Source organism: Acidisarcina polymorpha (genome assembly GCF_003330725.1).
Classification (GTDB): domain Bacteria; phylum Acidobacteriota; class Terriglobia; order Terriglobales; family Acidobacteriaceae; genus Acidisarcina; species Acidisarcina polymorpha.
On sequence record NZ_CP030840.1, the window covers coordinates 2,406,795 to 2,428,650 of the forward strand.

20 protein-coding genes are annotated in these 21,856 nt (G+C 57.6%); 9 read left to right on the forward strand and 11 right to left on the reverse strand.

Annotated features, from left to right (window positions below; all coding sequences use genetic code 11):
* Positions 1-11: 11 nt before the first annotated feature.
* Positions 12-299 (forward strand): DUF1330 domain-containing protein, encoded by a 288-nt coding sequence (locus ACPOL_RS10425; protein ID WP_114207013.1) that lies wholly within the window; start codon positions 12-14, stop codon positions 297-299.
* 57 nt (positions 300-356) lie between these two features.
* Positions 357-1,736: an amidohydrolase family protein gene (locus tag ACPOL_RS10430; protein ID WP_236657381.1), complete on the forward strand. Its 1,380-nt coding sequence runs from the start codon at positions 357-359 to the stop codon at positions 1,734-1,736.
* A 25-nt stretch (positions 1,737-1,761) separates the two neighbouring features.
* On the opposite strand, the gene ACPOL_RS10435 is transcribed toward ACPOL_RS10430, so the two are convergent.
* Entirely contained in the window at positions 1,762-2,310 is a 549-nt protein-coding gene (locus tag ACPOL_RS10435) for a hypothetical protein (RefSeq protein ID WP_114207014.1), read from the reverse strand.
* A 248-nt stretch (positions 2,311-2,558) separates the two neighbouring features.
* Here ACPOL_RS10435 and lepB point away from each other — a divergent pair, with 248 nt between their 5' ends.
* Positions 2,559-3,335, forward strand: coding sequence for a signal peptidase I (lepB, locus tag ACPOL_RS10445; protein ID WP_114207016.1), 777 nt, complete (start codon positions 2,559-2,561; stop codon positions 3,333-3,335).
* Positions 3,336-3,925: 590 nt separating this feature from the next.
* Here the strand turns inward: lepB and ACPOL_RS10450 are convergent.
* Positions 3,926-4,939, reverse strand: coding sequence for a COX15/CtaA family protein (locus tag ACPOL_RS10450; RefSeq protein ID WP_114207017.1), 1,014 nt, complete (start codon positions 4,937-4,939; stop codon positions 3,926-3,928).
* A gap of 113 nt (positions 4,940-5,052) precedes the next feature.
* Here ACPOL_RS10450 and ACPOL_RS10455 point away from each other — a divergent pair, with 113 nt between their 5' ends.
* A complete protein-coding gene (locus tag ACPOL_RS10455) occupies positions 5,053-6,252 on the forward strand; it encodes a CaiB/BaiF CoA transferase family protein (RefSeq protein WP_114207018.1) in 1,200 nt (399 codons plus the stop codon).
* 161 nt (positions 6,253-6,413) lie between these two features.
* Here the strand turns inward: ACPOL_RS10455 and ACPOL_RS10460 are convergent, their stop codons facing one another.
* Entirely contained in the window at positions 6,414-7,661 is a 1,248-nt protein-coding gene (locus tag ACPOL_RS10460; protein WP_114207019.1) for a PAS domain S-box protein, read from the reverse strand.
* Between the two features lie 748 nt (positions 7,662-8,409).
* Here ACPOL_RS10460 and ACPOL_RS10465 point away from each other — a divergent pair.
* Entirely contained in the window at positions 8,410-8,802 is a 393-nt protein-coding gene (locus ACPOL_RS10465) for a DUF302 domain-containing protein (RefSeq protein WP_114207020.1), read from the forward strand.
* A 203-nt stretch (positions 8,803-9,005) separates the two neighbouring features.
* On the opposite strand, the gene ACPOL_RS10470 is transcribed toward ACPOL_RS10465, so the two are convergent.
* The gene (locus ACPOL_RS10470; RefSeq protein ID WP_114207021.1) at positions 9,006-9,815 is read right to left on the reverse strand and encodes a sulfite exporter TauE/SafE family protein; all 810 of its coding nucleotides are present in this window, start codon (positions 9,813-9,815) and stop codon (positions 9,006-9,008) included.
* A gap of 742 nt (positions 9,816-10,557) precedes the next feature.
* On the opposite strand from ACPOL_RS10470, the gene ACPOL_RS10480 reads away from it, so the two are divergent.
* Complete coding sequence (locus ACPOL_RS10480; protein WP_114207023.1) at positions 10,558-11,655, forward strand: alpha/beta hydrolase; 1,098 nt, start codon at positions 10,558-10,560, stop codon at positions 11,653-11,655.
* A 358-nt stretch (positions 11,656-12,013) separates the two neighbouring features.
* Here the strand turns inward: ACPOL_RS10480 and ACPOL_RS10485 are convergent, their stop codons facing one another.
* Together ACPOL_RS10485 and ACPOL_RS10490 are read right to left on the reverse strand one after the other, a co-directional pair.
* Positions 12,014-12,874, reverse strand: coding sequence for a COG4705 family protein (locus ACPOL_RS10485; RefSeq protein WP_236657382.1), 861 nt, complete (start codon positions 12,872-12,874; stop codon positions 12,014-12,016).
* Positions 12,875-12,995: 121 nt separating this feature from the next.
* Entirely contained in the window at positions 12,996-13,328 is a 333-nt protein-coding gene (locus ACPOL_RS10490) for a hypothetical protein (RefSeq protein ID WP_114207024.1), read from the reverse strand.
* Between the two features lie 240 nt (positions 13,329-13,568).
* On the opposite strand from ACPOL_RS10490, the gene ACPOL_RS10495 reads away from it, so the two are divergent.
* The 3 genes from ACPOL_RS10495 to ACPOL_RS10505 all read left to right on the forward strand — a co-directional run bounded on the left by ACPOL_RS10495 (position 13,569) and on the right by ACPOL_RS10505 (position 16,997).
* Positions 13,569-14,831, forward strand: coding sequence for a DUF3500 domain-containing protein (locus tag ACPOL_RS10495; protein ID WP_161557288.1), 1,263 nt, complete (start codon positions 13,569-13,571; stop codon positions 14,829-14,831).
* A 73-nt stretch (positions 14,832-14,904) separates the two neighbouring features.
* Complete coding sequence (locus tag ACPOL_RS10500; RefSeq protein ID WP_114207026.1) at positions 14,905-15,585, forward strand: response regulator transcription factor; 681 nt, start codon at positions 14,905-14,907, stop codon at positions 15,583-15,585.
* Positions 15,582-16,997: an ATP-binding protein gene (locus ACPOL_RS10505; RefSeq protein WP_114207027.1), complete on the forward strand. Its 1,416-nt coding sequence runs from the start codon at positions 15,582-15,584 to the stop codon at positions 16,995-16,997. Before ACPOL_RS10500 ends, ACPOL_RS10505 begins: the two co-directional genes overlap by 4 nt.
* Positions 16,998-17,070: 73 nt before the next feature.
* Here the strand turns inward: ACPOL_RS10505 and ACPOL_RS10510 are convergent, their stop codons facing one another.
* The 5 genes from ACPOL_RS10510 to ACPOL_RS10530 form a co-directional block, all read right to left on the reverse strand.
* Positions 17,071-17,451: a DUF4267 domain-containing protein gene (locus ACPOL_RS10510; protein ID WP_114207028.1), complete on the reverse strand. Its 381-nt coding sequence runs from the start codon at positions 17,449-17,451 to the stop codon at positions 17,071-17,073.
* 274 nt (positions 17,452-17,725) lie between these two features.
* Positions 17,726-18,613 carry an alpha/beta hydrolase gene (locus ACPOL_RS10515; protein ID WP_236657383.1) on the reverse strand — a complete coding sequence of 296 codons (888 nt, stop codon included), beginning with the start codon at positions 18,611-18,613 and terminating at the stop codon, positions 17,726-17,728.
* Positions 18,614-19,016: 403 nt separating this feature from the next.
* Positions 19,017-19,799, reverse strand: coding sequence for an ATP-binding cassette domain-containing protein (locus ACPOL_RS10520; protein WP_114207030.1), 783 nt, complete (start codon positions 19,797-19,799; stop codon positions 19,017-19,019).
* A gap of 112 nt (positions 19,800-19,911) precedes the next feature.
* Positions 19,912-20,850: a ParB/RepB/Spo0J family partition protein gene (locus tag ACPOL_RS10525; RefSeq protein WP_114207031.1), complete on the reverse strand. Its 939-nt coding sequence runs from the start codon at positions 20,848-20,850 to the stop codon at positions 19,912-19,914.
* Positions 20,851-20,918: 68 nt separating this feature from the next.
* Positions 20,919-21,767, reverse strand: coding sequence for a ParA family protein (locus tag ACPOL_RS10530; RefSeq protein ID WP_114207032.1), 849 nt, complete (start codon positions 21,765-21,767; stop codon positions 20,919-20,921).
* Positions 21,768-21,856 lie beyond the last annotated feature (89 nt).

A 21,856-nucleotide genomic window follows, 5' to 3' on the forward strand; every position in this document is an offset into this window, starting at 1 on the left:
GAGGAGAGGTCATGAAGGGATACATCGTCTTCAACAAGGAAAAGACGCTGGACGCCGCCGAGATGGCAGCCTATACGGACAAGGTCGCCTCGACCTTCGTAGGCCATGACATTAAGGTGCTTGCCGCCTACGGCAAACACGAGGTGCTTGAGGGCGAGCCGACTGAAGGCGTGGTGATTGCGGAATTTCCAACCGTCGAGGCGGCGAAGGCCTGGTACGAGAGTCAGGAGTACCGCGAGGTCCGCAAGCATCGGCACAATGGCGCAATCTATCGTGCCATCCTGGTCGAAGGGGTTTGATTTCGAGTTGTCTTCCTAGAATGAAGGGGCTGGTAACTTCGCCGAAAGGGTTTTGAAATGGCGTTTCACGACAACTTCGTTCCTGGCTATTTTGGCGCAAAGCTAGCGGGAATGGGTATTGCGTTCTCTGCACTCGTCGCTTTCGGGCAAGCGGTCGCGCCCACCGACCTCGGCACTCCCGCTCCTATCGTTGCCATCACTGGCGGCAAACTTCTTACGATCAGCCATGGCGTCATCGAAAACGGGACTGTCGTTCTCTCCGGCGGAAAGATCGCTGCTGTCGGCGCCGCTTCAACGGTGAGCATTCCTTCCGGCGCACAGATTGTCGATGCTAAGGGGATGACGGTCTATCCCGGATTGATCGACTCCGAAACGAATCTTGGCCTGTCTGAAATCGAAGCCGACGAGGCCAGCAACGATCTGGTCGAGACCAGCGAAGAGATCTTCCCAAACATGCATGTCTCCGACGCCTTTCATGCCGAGACCGAGCGCATCCCTGTCGACCGGATCAACGGCATCACGAACGCCATCGTCGCTCCCGCTTCAGACGATACGCTTCCTGGCCAGGACATCTTCATTCAGCTAGCGGGTCGTGATCGCGATCAGATGATACTCGCCAAGGATGTCGCGCTTGCCATGAATTTTTCCGGCGAGCAGCGCCGCCGCGGCAAGGATCGCAAATTCCCCAGCACCCGCATGGGTCTGGCCACACAGCTCCGGCAGACGTTCATCGACGCCCAGGCCTACGCCGCCAGTAAGAGTGAATATCAGGCCAAGCTCGAGAAATGGCAAAAAGGCGAGAAGAAGGACTACGCGCCCACACCGCCCAAGATGGACCTCAAGTCGGAAGCGCTGCTTCCTTATCTACGCGGCGAACGACCGGTCGTCCTCGGCGCGTATGAAAGCTACGAAATTGAAGTTGCGATGCAGATCGCACAAGAGTTCCACCTGAAGGTCGTTCTCAATCACGTTACGCATGGGCAGGAGATTCTCGACAAAATAGCAGCCTATAAGGTGCCGGTGATCGTCGGACCGATCTACGACTTCCCCTCCGCCAACGAACGCTACGACTCCGTCTACACGCTGCCTGCCGAATTGTACAAACGGGGCGTGAAGATCGCCTTCTCCTCCGCGGGCAGCGCGAACAGCGGGAGCCCGGGCGGCTTCGAACGCAACCTTCCCTACGCGGCCGGCTATGCTGTCGCCTACGGCTTGCCCTACGACGAAGCGCTGAAGGCCATTACGTTAAATCCAGCCGAAATCTGGGGCGTCGCCGACAAGCTCGGCTCGCTCGATGTGGGCAAGACGGCCAACATTGTGATCGCCAACGGAGACCCGCTCGACGTCCGCACCGATGTCAAGCAAATCTATATCGAGGGCCATGCGATTCCGATGCAGTCGCGACAGACCAAGCTAAGGGACGAATACAGTAAGTAGCAGCCCTGCCCAAGCGACGAGAACTCTACGAGTGACCGGCCAGCGCCTTTCGCTCGATGCTGGCCGCGAAAAGAGGCGTCTCGCGGCGGTTGTGATCTCCACCATCGCGCTGCCTGCCTGCGGCTGCTTCCTCAAAGCTTATCTTGTGGCTGGCGATGAACTCCATGAATTCCGCTGTCGGGTGTGCCTGCACGCTGTTCGTATATTCGCAGGTGAGGTCATCGATACGCTTAGCGCTGAGGGTCCAGATCACCTGCACACGTGTACGGCCGTTGGGAGTGAAGGCATCGGAGACAGAGACCATGCGGCACAGCGCCGGTGTCGCCACCTCCGCCACATAGTGCTGGATCATCAGAGTCTTCCCAATCATCTCGACGTTGATCGACATGGGGGTGCCGTCGTCAGTTGATGTGGTGCCGCAGGAGATGTGATCGGGCGGGCAGCAGCGTTGGTACTCCGCCTCGGGCAATTTGAATAGCCATGCGGCGATGTCGATCTTCTCGATTGGCGCTTGGATGATATGGCTGTATGCGGAGTTGGATAACTCCCTATCACTCAGAATGGTGTCACTCATGGCGGTTCCCTCTTATCGCGGCTGTTTAGCAGGCCGACCAGGTTTTTTGCAATGGCAATGAACGATTCGTCGTTTGCCATGGTAAGACGCTTGAATGCTCGGTTTTGTTGGCCTTCGGACGCCGCCTTTACTTGCCTGACTTGTGCAATGCACAGGTTCGGCAGGACAAGGCGGGGCTTGCCCGGCAATCGTCAACGTCTTCCGCCGGAGATTACAATTGCAGGCGATACTCGAAAAGGACCGAATCCATGGGTGCCAAGCTGTTGAATGAGAAACACTCCTCTCGCGAGACGTTTCTCGATGGAATCGCTTCAGTTTTTAGCGTCCTCGCAGTAGGACTATTCGCCCTTACCTTTATCTTTCAGAATTTCATGATCCCATCATCGTCCATGGCAAGTACGCTGCTCGCCGGCGACCATGTAGTTGTCGAACGCGAGGCCTTGGCTCCGCCTTCCACCTGGGCCAGCTTCTTGCCCTATCGCGAGGTCCGCCGTGGAGATGTCGTGGTCTTTTACAAACCTACGGAAGAGACGAATGGCGAACATATCTTCTTAGTGAAACGTGTCATTGGAGTTCCTGGCGACCGCCTTCATCTCCGAAATGGCACCGTTTACCTGAACGGAGTTGCCCAGACAGAGCCTCAAGCTGCCAAGCCGACTTTTGCCAACTACGATCCCTACATCAACGACTTCCCCGCGGTCGCTCCTTCAACCGAGCCAGGAGTCACAGCCGTCTGGTCGCTGATGCTGCCCACATACATTGAAGATGGTGATGTGGTTGTCCCTCCGGGAAAGTATTTTGTCATGGGGGACAATCGGACGAAGAGCATGGACAGCCGCTACTGGGGGTTTGTCCCGCGAGAGAACATCATCGGGCATCCACTTTTCGTCTACTGGTCGATTGTTATTCCGGAATCTGGAACGGAAGAAGTGCCGCTCTCGCAGCGAGCAGGAGCGAGTCTTCATGAGTTAATTCACTTCTTCGATGAGACTCGGTGGACCCGAACGTTCCACGTAATCAAGTGAGGTGCGGATTCCTTATCAGGGGGGCGGCAAGAGTAAGATTGCCCTGGTGCGCTCTGTCAGGGCGGCTAACTCATTGGCCTCCAATGACTTGCTGGTGGCGCTAGCTTCTTAGCTGTGCTGAATCGGGCGTAATTGTATAGCGCTTCTGGATCTATCCCTTCGATCTTCCGGACAATCCTTGTTTTCTTGTGTTAAAAATTGTTGGTGGTAATTTCCCGGGTGTGTTGAGAATTTCGAGAGGCTGTCGATCTTCTCGCTCCTGCGGTATCATTCGCGGGCAGAATTTTTCTCACTAGGGGTTGTTCCCTGTAAGACTCTTATCTGAATTCTTTGTAGAGTGAATGCACTCGAAGGATGTGACTTTGACCTTAGTGAATCGGGCTTGTCCGAAATGCAGCTTCGCCGAGCCTAGCAGATTACCCCGGGAAAGCTGGATTGCGCGCCGGATCATGCCCCATTTTGGATGCTACCCCTGGGAGTGTCCACTTTGCAGGGTGAAGTTCTATCGCAGAAACCGTTTGGAATCGGGACAAAGGCTTACACCAAGCGGCGTGAGCTATCGTTCCAGCGGATTGAGCTAATCACCCGAATCACCGGCCTGCGCGGAGTCGGCAAGTAGATCCCGGACAACCCAACGGTACGACGCTGAGTCTCGCAGTCAGTACGACGAGTGTAGCCCAGAAAACGTCTGCGCCCAGCAGATGCAGGATTTGCATCCACGTCGGTGCCCGAAGCAGCACATCGAGCCCGCCCAAGGCGAATTGAAAGAGCAGCAAGCCGATGACCGTGTTGGCAAGTTGCCGATTTGTAGCCGAGCCTCGGGCGCTGCTTGCCCAGATAAGTCCCAGGACAAAGATGCCGGCCAGCAGGCTGGCGGCAGGATGCATCCAGCGTAGGCGCAGGATCCAGGGGCTGGACTGCGCAAAGTCCTGAGCGAATGTGGCATTCGGGAAGAGCGTATCGCCGAGCGCAGCCAGCGAGCCGGTCACACCCACGGCAATCGTGGATCCCAGACCGATGAGGGTCAAGCCAAAGTAGCGATATTCCACGCTACCGTCCATGAATCCGGAGTCGCGGCTGAGGAAATGGGCGGTCAGCGTCAGCGCGCCGAGCAGCAGGAGGGTGTTCGCCAGGTGAATCGGGAGCACGATGAACCGGCCGAGCGACTGGTTGTTGACCACGTACCCGAGCTTGACGAGCAAGGCTCCCAGAAAGGCCTCGTTGAGCAAGAGCAAGGTTGAGGCAACGGCAGTAATACGGGCCAGATGCCGACCCTTGGTCGCACGAAAAGTCCAGATCAAAAGAGCGAGGATCGTAAATGTCGCCCCTCCGGTCATCGCCCGATGGGTAAATTCAATCATCGTCGCGATGCGCGGCGAGGTGGGGAAGACTTCTCCATTGCAGAGCGGCCAGTGGTTGCCGCAACCCGCTCCGGAGCCGGTGGCGCGGACAATGGCGCCCCACAGGACTACAGTGATGTTCCACCCGAGTACGAACCAGGCATATTTCCGTAGCGAAGGAGCAATCCCGTCAGAAATTGGAGCCGCCAGCGGTTCCAGGAACCGGGGCGCGGGGACGGATTGACTTGCGATTGAACTTTGCATCGCAGATTTTGCTACACAGTTATTGTACGGCCTTGGAGTCTAATCCAAGAAGGCGTGGGGAATGCAGAGTGTCCTAAGAAGGCACAGCAACTGCTTTGCTCTAGAATTTTGAGATGCCTCCGGTACTCGAATCGATGCGTGTCGTTGAGATTACCGAAGCGCTGGCGGGTCCATACTGCGCCATGCTGTTAGGCGACTTTGGCGCGGATGTGATCAAAGTGGAGCGCCGAATCACAGGAGATCATGCCCGCGGCTGGGGTCCACCGTTTGCCGCTGGCGAATCCGCCTACTTCCTCGCCGCCAACCGCAACAAACGCTCATTGACCCTCGACTACGATCATCCCGCTGGCCGGGAGGTTCTAGAGAGATTGATCGCGACCGCCGACGTCCTGCTGATCAATCAGCCATCCCTGGCGTCGCTGCGGCGACGGGCCCTCGATCCGGAGACGCTGTTGAAGCAGTATTCCCGGCTAATCTACTGCGCCATCTCCGGATATGGCCTGGGACCCTCAGTGAAGACCGGACAGCCAGGCTACGACATCGTCGCCCAGGCAGAGGCCGGGGTCATGAGCTTTACGGGTGAGCCTCAAGGAGAACCGGTGCGCTACCCGGTAGCCATTGCCGATATGACCTGCGGCGCCTATGCCGCCATGGGCATTCTGGCGGCGCTGCTCGCCCGGGAAAGATCAGGGCAGGGACAGTTCCTCGACATGGCCTTATTCGACTCGCAACTTACCTGGCTGATCAACATCGGCAGCAATTGGCTGAACTGTGGAAAGGAGCCAGTACGGTGGGGCAACGCTCATCCGAGCATCGTGCCCTACGAGGTGTTTGCTGGTTCCGACGGGCGCAACTTCGTACTCGGCGTCGGCACCGAGCCCCTCTGGCTTAAGTTGACGAATCTTCTCGGAGAAGAAACCGGCTGGGCCGACGAACCTCGTTTTGCAACGAATGCCCAACGGATCGAGCATCGAGCTGAATTGATACCCATGCTGCGCGAAAGATTTCGACGGCGACCCGCCGCCATCTGGCTGGAGAAGCTGGCTCTGGCCAAGATCCCCGCGGCAGCGATCCAGAGCGTTCCGGAGGCGCTCGGCCAGGCTCAATCCGTCGAAAGAAGCATGATCGTTGAAATTGAGCATCCATTATTAGGCATCGCCCGGAGCGTCGGCAATCCGGTGCGGCTCTCGCAATCGCCTCCAACCTATCGCTTGCCACCGCCGCTTTTGGGGGAACATACCGCGGCGATTCTCGGCGAATTGCGCTACGACGAAAACGAAGTAGCCGAATTAAGGCGAAGCGCCGCCGTCTAGCCGGATTCGCAAGCGAGGAAGTTTGATCCTTCATGGCGCTGATGGAAGCCAAAGCCAGGCCGCGATAGATCGGCATTGCTGAAGGTCAAGTGAGAAAGAGGCGTGGAGGAGAACTGCCCGCAGGCTTCGCGGGGAAGCCGACCGCGGCCCCCTTGTTCGTCCTAAAGCTTCATCCGGATAGGCGTCGATTCGATTTCTCTTCCGGGCTGATCGTTGAAGAGTGGAATGGTCGTTTCGGGAAGTCGATGCTCCGAGATTTCGTACGTGGTAATTGCGATCCCATCTTGCACCCGGACGGCGTGCACCCGAACCCATGAGTTCGTAACTCCCTCACCGTAGGAGGGGACATCTGCCCGGTAGGGATTGCCGGTGAGAACGACCTGCTTGTAGGCCTCGAAGAGGCCCATCGTACAAGTGCCAGGAAGAAGTTCGCACATTTTGCCGCCGAGTAGGGCCTGGCGGGGAAGACCGGCGATCTTCTCCGCTTTCATGTTGAGGAAAGTAATTACAAAGTCCTCGATATCGCCGTTGCAGTCGCGAATGGCTTCGCAGATAAAAAGAGCGTCCGGACTACTCTCCGCAACGGCGCGCCAACAGTCCCGCTCCCGGCGGAGGACGGCTTCCATTCTCAGCAGAACATCTTCCTGCCGTTTTCGCTCGCTTAGGTCGCGAACCACCTTGGCGAATCCGACCAGCTTTCCGCTTGGACTGCGAACTGCTGTAATGACAAAGCTCGCCCAGTAGCGCTCGCCGTTCTTCCTGATTCGCCAACCCTCTCCCTTACAGGACCCGCGAAGCGCAGCAGCCGAGAGTTCTCGGTCGGGCACTCGCGATTCGATGTCCTCCGGCACGAAAAACAGAGAATAGTGCTGCCCTAGAACTTCACTGCTCTTATAGCCTTTGTTGTGCTCGGCGCCTATGTTCCAGGTGAGAACCCGGCCGCTACAGTCCAGCATGTAGATCGCATAGCTCTCGATTGATTCAACCAGCAGGCGAAACTGTTCTGCTTCTTGAAGCCTTTTTGCCAGGAGAGCGTGGTTTGCGGGCGAGCTATCGCTGGTTACCGGAGGAGCATAAGTGAGCCTGGCGTTGGGATGGAGGGTGGTGCGGAGTGCGCCGGCGGTTAAACGATAGCCCCGCCCGGGCAGGGTTTCAATGAATTCAGACCCATCGGGGAGCTTTCCTAGGGCCCTGCGGATCAAGAAGATTGTCTGGGTGAGATTGCTGTCTTCGACAAAGCTTCCCTTCCAGACCTTTGTAAAGAAGAGCGGCTTGGATACGACTTTCCCGCGAGCTTCCACCAGGAGTTCAAGAACCTTGAACTGTTTCGGTGACAGACGTATGAGTCTTTCGCCCTCTCGTAGCTGGGGCGGCTCCCACGAGATCGTGTACTGGCCCAGCGCCTTCATGTCGGTATTTTATGCGCTCTGTGGACAACTGGCCCTCAATTATTTATCACATTGATGATTTTGGGCGCAGCTTTGGAGTAGTTTCATGTCCAACATAGAGGCGTCACAAGTAACAACTCAGAGTACTAGCTCTTCCCGCCCCCCTTTATCTTCTTTGAATATCCTTTGCGTGCGACCCCCTTCCCAACCAGCCTCGAAATGCCCACCGGAAGGTGGGTGCGTGTTGGTGCATAAGCGCCGTCTTCTCCCTGGAAGGCTCCTTTGTTGATCGAGGGATCGGCAATAGTAGAAGTAGCCAATAGTAGAAGTAACCAAACTTCGATTACCGTTTCCTGCGATGTATGTGACTATAACGGTTTAAGAGGGCATGTGTAGGGAGAATCGTCGCGCCAAATGCTTTACTTCCCAGATTGGGTCTAACGGGGTCGCCGCGCAAGTTTGCCACTGCCGCTCAGATTTTGGCGGAGGGCTTTTAGAAGTCACTTAATTCTTAATAGAGTGGTCTATGACGAAAGTGAGACCTTTTGGAGATCAGCCGGGTGCCCCATTCGAGCCGACCTCGGCTTGAGCGGGATAACAGACCCCAACACACCCCAGCTACCAGGCCCAGCTACAAGACCCAAAGAAAGCTGTGTCATCCTGAGGCGACCCAGGGGAGCGAGGGACCCGGGAGGCCACAACTCCCTGCAGAAATCCAACCCGCCTGCGATATGCTGTTCACGAAAGCGAGACCCACAGGAGATCGGCCATGCAGCCGGGAATCGTCAGCAAGCCAAGTCGCTACTCCGTCGACGAAGCAGTCGCCAAACTCGAAGCCATCCTCCACGAGAAGAGCATCAAGCTCTTCGCCCTCATCGACCATTCCGGAGAAGCCGCCGCCGCCGGCCTCCACATGCCGCCCACCAAGCTGCTCATCTTCGGCAATCCCAAAGGCGGAACCCCCATTATGCTCGCCGCCCCCACCGCCGCCCTCGACCTGCCCCTCAAGATCCTCATCGCCGAAGACCCCCAGGGCAAAACCTGGCTATCCTGGAACGACCCCACCTATCTTCAACGACGCCACAACATTTCACCGGAACTAACCCAGAACATCGCCGTCCTCGAAACCCTAACCAAAACCCTCATCCCACCCGAAGTCTGACAACCAGGTCCCGCGAAGCAAAGCTGTCATCCTGAGCGACCCAAGGGAGCGAAGGACCCGGGAGGCCACAAACCCGCAAGAATCTAGCCAGCCAGGACGCCCCATGCAAGCCACCTTCGGCATGAGTGGGATAACAAAATCCAAAGGAACCAAAGCGCCACGAACTCAGCAAGCCACCAAGCCCAGGCCCCTTCCAAATTCCTCTAAACTCCCCGCCAAAAGAAGTACCCCGCCATCCCCAACCCAATCGCCACCACCACTCCCCGCATCACCCGCGCATCCACCCGCCGCGCCCATCTCCCCCCGAAATACCCGCCAATCGCCGCCGTCACCATCATCAGCAGGCACGTCTGCCAAAGCACCTGCTTCTCGATCACAAACGTCACCACCGCGATTCCATTCGCCAGGCAAGTCGTCACCACCTTCAGCGCGTTGATCTGGTTAATCTCTTCCACCCCAAAGATCGCCAGCAGCGACATCACCAGAAACCCCGCCCCGGCGCCGAAGTACCCGATATAGAAGCAGACCAGCACCATCCCCAGGAACAACGGCGTCATCGAAACCCGCCCCGCGGGCAGCGTCGACCCACTCACCAGCCGCGCCGTCTCTCGCGCCGCCGCCCGGCGTTGCAGCCATCTCGAGACCGGGGTGCTCACCGCAAACAGCAGCGCCGCCACCAGCAGCAGCCACGGCACCAGCCGCAGAAACGTCGCCTGCCCGGTCCGTAAAAGTACCAGCCCGCCGGCCAACCCGCCCAGCAGCGCCGCCGCTCCCAAAGGCGCCAGCAGCCGCAAGTTATGTTTCAGATCGTCCCAATAAGCGGCGATCGAGGCGAACTGCCCCGGCCACAAAGCCACCGTATTCGTAGCATTCGCCTGAATCGGCAGCATGCCCGTCCCTAACACCGCCGGGAACGACAGAAAGGAGCCGCCGCCAGCCATCGCATTTAGCGCCCCGGCCAGCAACGATGCGATCAACAGCCAAACGTGGGGCCAGGTCAGAGTCGGCAACATGCTTCAACGATTCTAAGTCCCGCACGGCACCCCAGCCCGAAGCTCACCGCCCCATTCCAGCCAAGTCAGACTTAAGTTGAGACCAGCAAGTCTCCGGGTGCCCCATCAAGCCGATTTCGGCTAAAGCGGAATAACAGACTTCCAACCATTCCAGCGAACCCAGCGACCCAAAGGGGCCCAAGCAAAACTGTGTCATCCTGAGCGACCAAAGGAAGGGAAGGACCTCTCAACCCAGCGACCCAAAAGGAACCCAAGCAAAGCTGTGTCATCCTGAGCGACCAAAGGGAGCGAAGGACCTGGGAAGCCACAATCTCAAGCGAATCGAACTCGCCCCAATACTCCATTCAAGCGGGACAAGACTTACCAGGAAAGCTCCTAATCAATGTAGCTGCAACAGTTACAAATCAAAGGAATATCTCGGCCAATCCATCAAGGCCGGGTGCCCCATCAAGCCGATTTTGGCTTGAGGGGGATAACAGACCTCCAACCATTCCAGCGAATCCAGCGACCCAAAAGGAACCCAAGCAAAACTATGTCATCCTGAGCGACCAAAGGAAGCGAAGGACCTGGGAAGCCACAACCTCAAGCGAATCCACCCGCCCCAAACCTCCATCCAAGTGGGATAACGAACTGCTAGGACAACCACACAGGCACCGCTGCTGCGCGTCCAAGAAGAACACACCCCAACAGCCCCAGCATTTAGAATCACCCCGCCGAACAAATCTTCCTTCCGGAGCCCGGTTTGAAACTCCACCGCCATTTCTGCCTCGTCGCCTCGGTCCTCCTGCTCGCCGCCATCCCCGCCAGCCCCCAGGCCACCCACGGAGCCGTCCAGCACATCACCGTCCACGGCAAGCTGCTCGAAGGCAATCTTCTCGGCGACACCGCCGATCGTCCCGTCAGCGTCTATCTGCCACCCAGCTATGCGACCCAGCCGGATCGCCGGTACCCGGTCGTCTATTTCCTCCACGGGTTCACCGACTCCGACACCGAATGGTTCGGTCAGGAGCTCAAGAACGGGAAACCTTGGATCAACCTCCCCGAGATCGCCGACCGCGTCTTCGCAGCCGATCCCGCCCACGAAATGATCCTGATCGTCCCCAACGCCAACAACAAGTTCAAAGGAAGCTTCTACTCGAGCTCTGTCACCACTGGCGATTGGGAAGACTACATCGTCACCGAGCTTGTCGCCTACATCGACCAGCACTATCGCACCATCGCCCGCCCCGAAAGCCGTGGCCTCGGCGGCCATTCCATGGGTGGCTATGGGACCCTGCGCCTCGGCATGAAGCATGCCGATGTCTTTTCCAGCATCTACGCCCTCAGCCCCTGCTGCCTGATCGTCTCCGCGCCGGCTCCATCGGCCGCCCCGGCGCCAGCTTCGCAAGATGGCAAAATCCACGCCGCCGCTCAAGTCAAGAGCGACGCCGATCTCCAAAGAGCGGACTTCTTCACCCTGATCACGCTGGCTTTCGCCTCGGCCTGGTCTCCCAATCCCGGCAATCCACCCTTCTATCTCGACCTGCCCACCGCGGACGGCAAGCCCCGCCTTGACGTCGTCGCCAAATGGCTAGCCAACGCGCCGCTCGTGATCTTGGACCAATATGCAATCGGTCTGAAGCATCTCCACGCCATCGCCTTCGATGCCGGGACCAATGACGAATTCAAGCAGATTCCCCGCGATCTCATCACCCTCGACCGCGATCTCACCCTGAATAAAATTCCTCACACCTACGAAACCTACGCCGGCTCCCACATCGATCACATCCCCCAGCGCCTCGAAGAGAAAGTGCTACCTTTCTTCGCCCGGAATCTCTCCTTCACCCAACCAACTCCATAGCCAATCCGATCCAGCTATGCAACTTTTCTTAGGGATTTAAGGAGCGCTTGTCACTTCCTACAACGAGTGGGACAGAAATGATCTATTCAGGGAGTAACGGTGTGTCGAATGCCGCTGCGGGAGGTATCTGTTGCATCGGATCCGACCGAACGGCAAAGCCTGGTTCATCTCAGCTTCGAAGGCTTCGATGCTGAAGGCAGTAAGACAAGAGTTATATGCATCACCTGTGTCAATCTAGCGGTGAACATAAGCGCCAGTCCGATCCTGGTAAACTTCGAGCCGTTAATCCTGCGAAGGCACACAGCAACAAGCTCTAAAACAAACGAGAAGCGCGGGCGACCAGCAGGGGTGCTCTCGGTCAGTTGCGAAATGCTCCTCGCTTCCGCGCTCTCCATGCAAACAGGCATCCCAGGAACATGGCGCCGGAGACAGCGGTACTCAGCGGAAGACCGAGGTTCAGCCCGTTGTGCAGCCCTGGATCTTCCCGAAAGGCAAGCCAATCACCAGCCGTAGTTCCCGCCGCCCGCAATGCGATGACGGCCGTCCAGTACGCCGCTTTGGTGGTCCATCCATCGCGCCTTCCCAGGGCAAGAACAAGCCCGAAGATCGCGGTCAGCAGCAGCGTCCCATAGCCCGTGCTGAGATGAAGTTCATCGGCTACCCAGTCGCCGATCGCCGTGCCCAAAGTTCCCGCCGTCAACAAGGAAAGCCAGTACCAGCCACCGGTCGCTGGCCGCCCCTTGCTGTCTGAAGCCGCTGCAAGCAGCCGGGGTGCAACCGGCCAGACGACCAGAGCCTGAAGAACTGCCAGTCCCCGGATCACCTGAAGATATGGCAAAGCAAAGGTGTGCGTGGCGAGGTCTGCAAGGTTGGTGGCCGCAGTGCGCAACACGATCACGGCGCCCCAGTACCATACCTGGCTTCGAACCGAGGAACGGCGCTCGCCAAATAGCACCGCAAAAAAGATCAACGCCAGTGGACCCAGACCTATCCAGTGATTCCACCCGAAATAGTATGAGCAGTCGTCGCCGGTATTGCAGCCCAGGACGCTGGCCATTGCCATCACCGCCCAATACCGCGCGTCGACATCTGGCACGCTTCCATAATGCATGGGCCGGATAAAGTCAGGCCATTTCACCGCGACCCCTTGATGGTTAAGACCTTGATGCTCAATACCTTGGTGCTTAATACCTTGATGCTTGATACTCTGTTCGCTCACGCTTGCCTCCACTCTCATGGTTCGCATCCTCTACCTGCGTGCTTCTGCGTACTCCTTGCGCCCGGACTTTCTGTCGGTGGAGTTCAGCAGTCGCTGAGATTTCATCGCGGCAGTGTCGCCGCTAGCGAAACACGACCGTGCTGTGGTTCAGCTCCCATCCAGAGACCACGACTACCGTGCCCGCGGGATGGCCCGGAGAATCTTCAACCATAACTACTTTTTCGCCGATCGCAAGCTTCACCGGAACTGCTTTGCCCGGTTCTAGCGTGATCTCGCTCTCACCAGCCTTGACCTTCATCTCCACCTTGGAATCGTTCCGCAGGTTGAAGCTCACGGTCTTTATCTTCGTGACCATTTCATAAGTCGCATTCGCCGAGGGCGCCGCGTACGCTGCCCTGCTCGAATGGAGTGCAGCCGATATCATCATGCCTCCCAAGATAAGACGGTTTCTCATGGAGTCTCCTTTTCACTTCCGAATGAACTGCGTCCCTGTTCAGGCGCTTACTTGCCGAGCCCGGTATGCGATAGGTCTGCTGATCGAAATCGTTTGAGACTTCGAAATCGTTTGAGCAAACCCTAGCGCAGCATCCTGAAGATCTCCTGTATTGGAGCGCCTCGCGGCTCTACAGGGAATCTTCAGTAAATGCGGCTAGCCTTCTCGTCGAAGCAATCGATTTCTCACGGAGATACGCACATGGAACTCGTTCATCCCGCCGGCCATCACGCTCACGCGCACGATCATGCCGAAACATCGACCACACGACGGCAATTTATTACCTCTCTCTTGGCCGCCAGCATCGTCGCACCTTACGCCTTTGGTGAGGTCGATAAGGGCGACCTGGCGGCAGGCTATCGTCGCGACTCCGAAGTCATGGAGCGAGTCGGGCTCGCTGATCCATTCAAAGGAATCACCACAAATGGAACGATTATTCCCGGCCTGTATAAGATCGCGCCGACCCAATGCCCGACGGACGCCGTGCGCAACGCCGCAGCCCACTACATGGCCACGCTGAGTGATCAGCAACTGGTGCGCACCGTGTTTCCGGTCGATGACCCGCAATGGCGAAAGTGGGCAAATCAGGGGTACTACGTACGGAGCGGCGTCAGCATGCGCGACATGACAACCCCCCAGCGCGAGGCTGCAATGGCTCTTATGCGCGCTTCGCTCAGCGCTAAGGGCTTCGACCTGGCGCGCAACATCATGCGCCTCAACGAAACACTGGCCGAGATGATCGACGATCACCTCGTCACCGGCGAGTGGGCATACTACTTCACGATCATGGGTAAGCCGTCGGCGATGGAACCTTGGGGATGGCAGTTCCAGGGCCCGCACGCCATCCTCAATTACTTCGTGCTTGGCGATCAGGTTGTCGCCACCCCGCTGTTCTTTGGTTCAGAGCCGACTCATGCCACATCCGGAAAATACAAGGGACTATCTGTCCTCCAGAAGGAACAAAATGATGGCTTGGCCCTGGTGCGATCGTTGCCGCAACTACAGCAGCAGCGAGCGGTCTTGAAGTTCTCGAAGACCGGCAACGATAACCTTACCGAAGCATTCAAAGATAACATCGTTTTGGATTACGCGGGTCTCCGGGCGAACGAACTGCCGCCGCCCGCTCGTCAGAGCCTGCGTGATTTGGTTCAGCTTTATGTCAGTAACATGGATGAAGACCATGCCCGCATGAAGATGAACGAGGTGGACCAACACCTGGACAACACCTGGTTCTCCTGGATTGGCGGAATCGAACCCGGCAGCGTTTACTACTATCGCATCCAGAGCCCTGTCGTCGTCATTGAATTCGACCACCAGACGCCGGCCAACCTTGCGCGATTCGCAGCGGATCCGGACGCTCCCACCCGCCAGCATATTCACACCGTGCTGCGTACTCCCAACGGAAATGATTACGGCAAGGATCTCCTAAGACAGCACTACCTGACGCATCCACACACGACTTAGAAGTTCCTAGCATCTCTTGAGACCCGGCTAAGCGTCTCTCACTAATAATGAAGATAGAGGAGGCGTCTCGCCCGTGCACATCCTGATTGTGGAGGACAAGCATAGTCTCGCTAACATGCTTAGGACCAGCCTTGAAGAGAAAGGCAATACCGTCGTTCTTGCCTTCGAGGGGGAAGAAGGATTGGCTCACGCCGAGTCGGGTCTCTTCGACGTCATGGTCCTGGATATTATGTTGCCGCGCATGGATGGCCTTGAGGTCATACGGCGTCTTCGCCACAAAGGCCATCTGCTGCCAGTTCTGGCGCTGACCGCCCGCGACACGGTCGCTGACATCGTGGCCGCGCTTGACCTCGGCATCGACGACTATCTTACCAAGCCGTTTGCCATGGCTGAATTTCTGGCGCGGCTTCGCGCCGTCGCACGCAAGGGGCCCGCGGTGAAACACGTCGACCTTCAGGTAGGAGATCTTGTTCTCGATCCCAGGAGCGGTCAGGTCAGGCGCGGAGACGTACTCTTGATGCTTACGCGCAGACAGTTCGCCTTACTCGAGTACCTCATGCGGCGCGCAGGTCATGTGCTCACGCGAGAAGCCCTCCTCGAGCGGATCTGGAGCGATAATCCGGATGTCGCCGCGAACACGCTGGAGGTTTTCATTCGCGCTCTACGTACCAAGATCGACGTCGATCGTGAGAAGAGTTTGATTGAAACAGTTCGTGGTGTCGGTTATCGCATGGATAGCGGTGTCCAACCATGAAACCGCCTCCCATTCGTGTTCGACTTACGGCCTGGTACCTGGTCGTGATATCGACCGCCCTCACAGTCTCCTTCTTCGCAGTGTACTTCGGTATACAGAGGGCCATTGAAGACACCGTAGACACGCAGCTCGAAGCGCGGAGCGACACACTGATACGCTTCCTGGAACATTACAATCCACCCCGGGTCGCCGCAGGGTCGCAGCCGCTTCCAGCAGAGGCTGCACTGGGCCCAGGCGACCAGCTCTATCAGATCAGTGATGTCTCCGGAGCCATGCTCTTCCAGTCACCCGCTATGCGCGAACTTCAGGTGCCGCTCGACGTAAACCAGCTCTATCATCACTACCGTCACCACCGCGACCAGGGAAATTTCACCACCTACTATCGCCGCAGCAGCGACGTTCGCGTACTGGCATCTCTTGTTCAACTGCAAGGCAACGCATATCGCATTCAAGTCGCCACCGACGTAAACCCGTTTTACGAAATTCTGGAAACATTTAGAAAGTGGTCATGGGCCGGCTTGCCGCTCATCGTCTGTCTGGCCGGCCTTGGTGGCTATTGGCTCACCGGGCGAGCGATGAAGCCCGTCCATGACCTCGTCCATTCCACGCGCGACATCTCGGAACACAGCCTATCCAGGCGTATCCCAGTCCCAGCCGCGCAGGATGAACTGCGCCAGCTCGCTGAGACCATCAACGCAATGCTCGCCAGGCTGGAGTCGGCCTTCACAAGAGTCACGCGCTTTACCGCAGACGCTTCGCACGAGCTGCGCACTCCCATCACCGTCATCCGGACCACAGCCGAGGTCATCCTCGAACGAGAGCGCTCGAGTGCGGAGTTGAGGGAGATGGTTGGATTGATCCTGCGTGAGTCGGAGTCCACGTCAACCCTGATCGAACAACTGTTGACTCTCGCCCGGACTGATGCTGACACCGAGCAGCTGAATCTGGAGGAGTTGGAGCTGCGATCCTTATTAGCGGAGCTGGACGCAAGCAGCAGAGTGCTTGCCGAAAGCCGCAGTCTGCAATGGACAATGGAAGTCCCCGATCAGCCCGTCGTCATCCATGCAGATCAGGCAAATCTGCGACGCATGCTCCTCATTCTGATTGAGAACGCCTGCCGCTACACCGAGCCCAATGGATCGGTCCGGCTCAGCCTGCGTGTACAGAAACCCGAAGCCCTGATCGAAGTGACCGATACCGGCATCGGGATTCCTCCCGAGGAATTAACGCATATCTTCGACCGCTTCTATCGCGCCTCAAACGCGCGCTTCTTTGATCCCGAGGGAACAGGTCTGGGCCTGCCAATCGCTAGATGGATCGCAACCTCGCACGGCGGCACTCTGACCGCGCAGAGCACCCTCGGCAGGGGAACCTGCATGGCAGTTCGCCTTCGCCTAAGCGGGAACGAGTGAGCTCAGCGGCTCCCTCCGTCTAAGATGCCACACCGTGTTAAAGAGATAACATGCCGGTGTCCAAGGCTTGGGTTCAAAAGACTTGAATTAGGAACAGGCCCGTGATGACCATGACAGTGAAGGTCACGCCATGAATGGAGAAGGCTGCCTGCTTTGAGCCGCCCGAACCAAGTACGTTCGACATATCGCCGAACGCGGTGAGGGACTCGACGAGAAACGCAATGCCCACGGTCCGCGAATTCGTTGTAAGCATCAGCGTAAGGGCGACCAGGCCGGATACGATGTCCCGGATACCTTTGAGGCGCAGCCACGCGCGAGTGTCCGGATCCGGTGAGGGAAGCTTGAGGCCGAAGGACCCCGTCATCTTTTCGGGCGAAGCGATGTAGAAGCTGCCGATGATGATGATCCCGGCGGCGAGCAGAACTGCGACAGCGAGAGGGACGGTGGTGTGCATGAAATAGCTCCTTTAGTAAATCTAGCAACGCTACATAAGATTCGGCGCAAATGCTGGAAGATTCAGGACGACGAAAGGTTTTCTAGCGGCGCTATCCTTTACCTGGATGGAGTGAGGGGCGCTGATAACGGCGCCCGTTAATATCCGCTCCAGATCAATTCAGGACGAGTGAATGGCAATTCGTCCGAATTTCTCAATCTTTCCCGCTACGCACGCTTCCTAGCGACGCTGAGTTCCTGGCTCGTCAGGCGTTGTCTATGTTCGCGCTGCACCTTCAGTGGGTCATGCCGATACTACTGAGCCACTTGTCCACTAGCTCAGGCCAGTCCGTTATGGGCAAGTTAGTGCGACGAAGTCCAAATGCATGTCCGCCTTGCGCATACAGATGCATCTCGACCGGAACGCCTGCGTTCTTCAGAGCAATATAGTACGCAAGCGCATCGTCGACATTGTCAACATGGTCGTCTTCGCTCTGGAGCAAAAACGTGGGCGGTGTCTGGCTTGTAACCGGAATCTCGGGGTTAAGGCAGAGTTCATGATTCTGGCAGGATTTCAGAATAGATTGCGGTATGGAATACTTGGTCCTGCCTTGATGAGTGTCCCATTCTGCTGCCGATAATGAGAGATGACCAGGGTAGATGGGAATCGCGAAGTCGGGTCTGCAGCTCACCTTATCAGCCGCATCGACAAGTGGGTAAATACGCTGAGTGTGTGTGCTTACCGCCGCCACCAGATGACCGCCTGACGAGAACCCGAGAACCCCGATCTTATGGGGGTCAACATGAAGTCCTGCAGCGTGAAAGCGTACAAGACCAATCGTTCTTTGAGCGTCTTCCAGAGCCATCGGGGACTCGGGATATGGTCCCGACTTCGGGTACGGTCCCACGTCAGTGACTCGGTACTTTAAGAGGACGCACGTAATGCCCCGCGGCGTTAACCAATCACAGACCTCCGTTCCTTCGAGGTCGATCGCCAAGCCCTGGTACCCTCCGCCGGGAAACACCACCACAGCCACGCCCGTGTTGCTGCCGGTTGGTCCGTACACCGTCATTGTGGGACGGGTGACGTTGCTGATCCCAGTCACGGGCCTGCCGGTACCTTGCCACGCCTTTGGCGTGGTCTCTTCGAACTCGGGACCAGAAGTGAGTTGAGGATCCGGCACGGCTCCAGGCCAAATCGGAACCTGAGGATGACCTGCGGAGGGTTGCCAAACTGGCCTTTGCCCAAAAAGTGCGCCGCAAATGAAAAAGGCGTACAGCCCTGCAACAAAACGCTTCATTTGAACATTAGAATTAACGACCGAGGATCCGGGCCGGCCATCGCTAGTAGCAAAGTGGGTTCACCTGGCGGATGGGACTCGGGAAGCTGTTGTAGGCCTAGCCCGCGACGAATCGAGCAAGTCCCTTTCCGCAAGTTGTGTCATCCTGAGCGACTAAAGGAAGCGAAGGACCCGGGAAGCCACAATCCCAGAGGAGGTCAACCCATTCCAGCGGCGATGCCCACCTGTCAGGAAGAACCCCGATTAGTGACTGTGACAGCTACAAATGTAGCGCCAATATCCCCCGTCAAGCCATCGCCGGCGTGGCCGCCAGCAAAGACTTTGTATATTCGTCACTGGGATGGTTACAAATATCCTCGCATCTTCCAATCTCCACCAACTTTCCGTTGCGCATCACGGCAATATTGGTCGAGAGATACCGCACCAGCGGCATCGAGTGCGAGATGAACAGATAGGTCAGGTGAAACTCCCGCTGCAAATCGCGGAGCAAATTCACCACCTGCGCCCCCACGCTTACATCGAGCGCCGACACCGGTTCATCCAGAATCAACAGCTCCGGCCTTAGCGCCAGGGCTCGAGCGATATTGATGCGTTGCCGCTGGCCGCCAGAAAATTCATGCGGGTACCGCCCCAACGCGGATTCATCCAGGCCCACCGCTCGCATCAACTCCGAGGCCTGCCGTCGTAGACCTGTCCGGCTTCCATCCACCCCCGCTTCCCGACGGTAAATGGTGAGCGGTTCCGTGACGATCTCCGCGACTCGCATCCTTGGATTCAAAGCAGCAAACGGGTCCTGAAAGACTGGCTGCATACGCCGCCGAAGACGACGCATTTCCGCGCCCGACGCTCCAGTAACCGCAAGCCCATCGAAGAACACTTTCCCCGCATCAGGCTCAATCAGGCCCAAGAGGATCCGCGCCACCGTGCTCTTTCCCGAACCCGACTCTCCTACGAGGCCAAGCGTCTCGCCCCGCTCGATCGAAAAAGTAACAGCATCGGTTACAAATATGCGCTTGCCGCCAGCCCCGGCATAGCTCTTCGAAATCGCCGCCACGTCGACCAGTACCATCCACCCTCCGCAGCCAGCGCCAAGCCCAGAAGCACCACGTTGATCCGGCTATCCCCATTCAAGCCATTCTCTGGCTTGAGTGGGACAATCTTCACCAACAGGAGCAAACCACCTAGCCAGCAATCGCCTCGAGTAGCGCATCAAAGTCCTCCAGCCGCGCATACTCAATCACCACTTGCCCCCGCCCCTGCTTGTCGTGGATCCTCACCTTCAAACCTAAGGCCCGCTGTAAGCGCTCCTGCGCCTCCCGGACATTGGGATCCACCGCCTCAGCTTTGTTCTTCTCCTCGTCCTTCGCCTTTAGCTCCGGATAGAGCAGCCCCTGCACAAAAGTCTCCGTCTGCCGTACCGACATCGACAGCGCCCCCACCTTCTGAGCGGCCTTGATCAACATGGCCGGATCTTCAATCGCCAACAGGGCCCGCGCATGGCCAAAACTCAACTCGCCGGCCTCGACCCGGCCCTGTATCTCAACCGGCAAACGAAGCAGGCGCAGAAAGTTGGAGATCGATGCCCGGTTCTTTCCGGTGCGTTGCGCCATCTGCTCCTGCGTCATTTTGAACTCGCGCGTCAGCCGCTCGAATGCCCGGGCTTGCTCCATGGGATTCAAATCGGTCCGCTGCAGGTTCTCGACGATCGTCATTTCCATCGCCTGCTCATCAGACACAGCCCGGATCATCGCAGGAATGGTAGTCTTCCCCGCCTTCTGCGAAGCCAGCCAGCGCCGCTCCCCCGCAATCAACTGGAACCGGTCGCCGCCCAGGGGCCGTACCAGGATCGGCTGTACCACGCCGGTCGCCGCGATCGACGCTGCCAGCTCATCCAGTTGCTGTTCGTCAAAGCGCGTCCGCGTCTGGAACGGATTGCGTTCGATCAACCCAACAGCAATCTCTCTCGGCCTGCCAGTCTCAACCGGCTCAGCTGCTTCAACCGCCGGCGGCGTAGCCTCTGCCGGCCGCGGCCGAAGAGGAAGCAAAGATTCAAGACCCTTTCCAAGCGCTCGCCGTTTTGGGCTTTCCGCATTGCCAGCCGCCGTCGTGCCGCTGCTCATATCTGTCTCCTGTACTTCTGAAGTCCTATGCATTAGTCGTTGAGGAGAAATAGAGAATGCACTCTGCGTCATCCATAGGGCCAGAACTTCACCTTGACCGAGTTTCGCGCCTTCTCCGCGGCGGCCTTGCGCTCTTTCGCTCGCGGACTTTCGACATCGTTTCTCGCCAGAATCTCGGTCGCGAGGTCCCGGTAACTCTCCGCTCCTCGGGACTTCGCGTCATACAGAAGTACCGGCTTCCCGTAGCTCGGGGCTTCCGCGAGCCGGACATTCCTCGGAATCGCCGTCTTTAACAGCTTTTCCTTGAAGAATTCTCGGAGATTCTCAGTGACCTGCTGGGCCAAATTCGTTCGGTCGTCATACATCGTTAGCAGCACGCCTTCAATCTGGAGATCTGCATTAAATGTGCTCTGCACTCGCTCCAACGTGTTCATGAGCTCACTAATGCCTTCGAGCGCGAAATATTCTGCCTGCATGGGAACCAGCAACCGGTCCGCCGCCACCAGCGAGTTCAGGGTGAGCAAATCCAGCGCCGGCGGACAGTCGAGCAAAATATAGTCATAATCCTTTCGGACCGCATCGACGGCCTCTTTGAGCCGGTAGGCACGCCGTTCTACCTGGATCAGTTCCACATTGGCGCCGATCAGGTTCTTGCTGGAAGGCACGAGCCTGAGCGTCTCGATCTCCGTCTGCAGCGAAGTCGAAGCTAACGAGGCGTTGCCAACAAGCACGTCATACACGGACTCCCGCTCATCGTCCCGGGCAAATCCAAACCCCCCCGTCGAATTAGCTTGAGGGTCGCAATCGATAATCAAGCATCGAAGGCCCTCCAACGCCAGGGCTGCCGATAAGTTAATTGCCGTAGTGGTCTTACCCACGCCACCTTTTTGGTTGACTACTGCTAACACTCGAGCCATGTCCTGCAAGACTACCGGGCACGCACTTCTGAAAGCAATCGAGAGCGCCTGTGAAGAACTCGTCCCTTGCTGTGGAGAACTTCCTTCGC

Coding starts and splice junctions, on each gene's coding strand:
- lepB (WP_114207016.1), top strand. CDS start 2,559: ATGGGTGCCAAGCTGTTGAATGAGAAACACTCCTCTCGCGAGACGTTT.
- ACPOL_RS10425 (WP_114207013.1), top strand. CDS start 12: ATGAAGGGATACATCGTCTTCAACAAGGAAAAGACGCTGGACGCCGCC.
- ACPOL_RS10450 (WP_114207017.1), bottom strand. CDS start 4,939: ATGCAAAGTTCAATCGCAAGTCAATCCGTCCCCGCGCCCCGGTTCCTG.
- ACPOL_RS10435 (WP_114207014.1), bottom strand. CDS start 2,310: ATGAGTGACACCATTCTGAGTGATAGGGAGTTATCCAACTCCGCATAC.
- ACPOL_RS10460 (WP_114207019.1), bottom strand. CDS start 7,661: ATGAAGGCGCTGGGCCAGTACACGATCTCGTGGGAGCCGCCCCAGCTA.
- ACPOL_RS10470 (WP_114207021.1), bottom strand. CDS start 9,815: ATGTTGCCGACTCTGACCTGGCCCCACGTTTGGCTGTTGATCGCATCG.
- ACPOL_RS10465 (WP_114207020.1), top strand. CDS start 8,410: ATGCAGCCGGGAATCGTCAGCAAGCCAAGTCGCTACTCCGTCGACGAA.
- ACPOL_RS10430 (WP_236657381.1), top strand. CDS start 357: ATGGCGTTTCACGACAACTTCGTTCCTGGCTATTTTGGCGCAAAGCTA.
- ACPOL_RS10525 (WP_114207031.1), bottom strand. CDS start 20,850: ATGAGCAGCGGCACGACGGCGGCTGGCAATGCGGAAAGCCCAAAACGG.
- ACPOL_RS10455 (WP_114207018.1), top strand. CDS start 5,053: ATGCCTCCGGTACTCGAATCGATGCGTGTCGTTGAGATTACCGAAGCG.
- ACPOL_RS10490 (WP_114207024.1), bottom strand. CDS start 13,328: ATGAGAAACCGTCTTATCTTGGGAGGCATGATGATATCGGCTGCACTC.
- ACPOL_RS10505 (WP_114207027.1), top strand. CDS start 15,582: ATGAAACCGCCTCCCATTCGTGTTCGACTTACGGCCTGGTACCTGGTC.
- ACPOL_RS10530 (WP_114207032.1), bottom strand. CDS start 21,767: ATGGCTCGAGTGTTAGCAGTAGTCAACCAAAAAGGTGGCGTGGGTAAG.
- ACPOL_RS10510 (WP_114207028.1), bottom strand. CDS start 17,451: ATGCACACCACCGTCCCTCTCGCTGTCGCAGTTCTGCTCGCCGCCGGG.
- ACPOL_RS10520 (WP_114207030.1), bottom strand. CDS start 19,799: ATGGTACTGGTCGACGTGGCGGCGATTTCGAAGAGCTATGCCGGGGCT.
- ACPOL_RS10495 (WP_161557288.1), top strand. CDS start 13,569: ATGGAACTCGTTCATCCCGCCGGCCATCACGCTCACGCGCACGATCAT.